Source organism: Salegentibacter sp. (assembly GCF_041642575.1).
Classification (GTDB): Bacteria; Bacteroidota; Bacteroidia; order Flavobacteriales; family Flavobacteriaceae; genus Salegentibacter.
Map to the genome: position 1 here is coordinate 1 of NZ_JBEPWD010000185.1, position 2,211 is coordinate 2,211.

General features: G+C 43.6%; 2 protein-coding genes and 1 pseudogene. All 3 read left to right on the forward strand.

The annotated features are described in order from the left end of the window. Positions 1-267, forward strand: a pseudogene (locus ACESK1_RS13130) (acetolactate synthase small subunit); the annotation flags it as partial. Between the two features lie 9 nt (positions 268-276). Beyond that, the gene (gene ilvC, locus ACESK1_RS13135) at positions 277-1,752 is read left to right on the forward strand and encodes a ketol-acid reductoisomerase (RefSeq protein ID WP_372920624.1); all 1,476 of its coding nucleotides are present in this window, start codon (positions 277-279) and stop codon (positions 1,750-1,752) included. 1 nt (position 1,753) lies between these two features. Beyond that, positions 1,754-2,211, forward strand: a 458-nt coding sequence (locus tag ACESK1_RS13140) for a pyridoxal-phosphate dependent enzyme (RefSeq protein WP_372920625.1), incomplete at its 3' end; no start/stop codon positions are given.

The following is a 2,211-nucleotide window of genomic DNA, read 5'->3' on the forward strand; positions in this document are numbered from 1 at the left end:
ACCGCGCTGTACAAAGTGAATTCATCAGAATTTGTAGGCGATCTCAGTATTCAGGATTTTATAAAAGGAACCAATGCACGAATCGTGACGGTGACTCCCAAATTCTTTGTGATAGAAAAAACAGGAAAGCGCAGTGAAACCGATAGCCTTTACGAAAAATTAAAACCATACGGGTTGATGCAGTTTGTGCGCTCGGGCACAATTGCGGTGACCAAACAAGAGATGCAGATCTCAAAATTATTAGAACAATTTAATACAACCAATTAATTAGAAGTTATGACAAACTATTTTAACAGCTTACCGTTAAGAGAACAACTGGCCCAGTTAGGGACCTGTCGTTTTATGCAAAGGGACGAATTCAAAGATGGTGTAGCTGCCTTAAAAGACAAGAAAATAGTAATTGTTGGCTGTGGAGCCCAGGGCCTTAATCAGGGCCTGAATATGCGCGATAGCGGTCTGGACATTTCTTATGCTTTGAGAGAAGGAGCTATTAAGGAAAAACGCCAGTCTTTTAAAAACGCTTCAGAAAACGGTTTTAAAGTGGGTACCTACGAGGAACTTATTCCCCAGGCAGATTTAGTAATTAACCTAACGCCAGATAAACAACATACTTCAGTAATAAAAGCTATTCAACCTCATATTAAGAAAGATGCGGTGCTTTCCTATTCCCACGGATTTAATATCGTGGAAGAAGGGATGAAGATCAGGGAAGATATCACTGTAATTATGGTCGCTCCCAAATGCCCCGGAACCGAGGTTCGGGAGGAATACAAACGCGGATTTGGGGTGCCAACCCTTATCGCGGTGCATCCGGAAAACGATCCTGCCGGGAAAGGTCTGAAATGGGCTAAAGCCTATGCTGTGGCGACAGGTGGGGACAGGGCAGGAGTGCTGGAATCTTCTTTTGTGGCTGAAGTGAAATCAGATCTTATGGGAGAGCAAACCATTCTTTGTGGGGTATTGCAAACAGGATCTATTTTGAGCTTCGATAAGATGGTGGCGGATGGCGTTGAACCGGGATATGCCGCAAAACTGATTCAGTATGGCTGGGAAACCATAACTGAAGCTTTAAAACACGGAGGGATCACCAATATGATGGATCGGCTTTCTAATCCGGCCAAATTAAGAGCCAATGAAATTGCTGATGAATTAAAGGTGAAAATGCGTCCGCTTTTCAGAAAGCATATGGACGATATCATTTCGGGAGCTTTCAGTAGCAGGATGATGCAGGACTGGGCCAACGATGATAAAGAACTTTTGGAATGGCGTGAAGAAACCGGTCAGACCGCATTTGAGAAGACTGAAGCAACTTCAGAAAAGATCAGCGAGCAGGAATATTTCGATAAAGGAGTTTTGCTAACAGCTTTTGTGAAATCAGGGGTGGAACTTGCCTTTGAAACTATGGTCGAGGCCGGAATTATCGAGGAATCGGCTTATTACGAGTCGTTGCATGAAGTTCCGCTTATCGCCAACACGATAGCCAGGAAGAAATTGTATGAGATGAACCGTATCATTTCAGACACAGCTGAATATGGTTGTTATTTATTTGATCATTCGGCCAAACCACTTATTAAAGATTATGTAAACGGCTTGCCAAAAGAGGTTATAGGCCATTCTTTCGGAACTGATTATACCGGAGTGGACAATCAGCAGTTAATTGCGGTTAATGATGAAATCAGGCAACATCCTGTAGAAAAAGTAGGGGGAAGGCTTAGAAAAGCGATGACTGCAATGAAGAAAATACACGAATAAGATGAGCACTTTGCTGGCAGAAACCAAAATATATAAACCCAGTCTGGAAGCGGTAAAAGAAGCTGCAGAGCGGATTAAAAAGGTGGTGGTGAAAACACCACTTGCACCTTCTTTTACCTACAGCAACCGCTATTCAGCAAATATTTTGCTGAAAAGGGAAGATCTGCAACAGGTACGTTCCTATAAAATTAGGGGAGCATATAACAAGATCTCCAGCCTTCCGCAAGAGCAGTTAGACAGGGGTGTAATTTGTGCCAGCGCCGGAAATCACGCACAAGGTGTTGCCTTTGCCTGTAATAAACTGCAGGCAAAGGGCGTGATCTATATGCCGGGTACCACCCCACGCCAAAAGGTGGAACAAACCAGAATGTTTGGCGGGGAATGGGTTGAGGTTGTTCTGAAGGGCGACACCTTTGATGATGCCTATAAAAATGCAATGGAACACCGGGAAAAATTCGG

Coding starts and splice junctions, on each gene's coding strand:
- ilvC (WP_372920624.1), top strand. CDS start 277: ATGACAAACTATTTTAACAGCTTACCGTTAAGAGAACAACTGGCCCAG.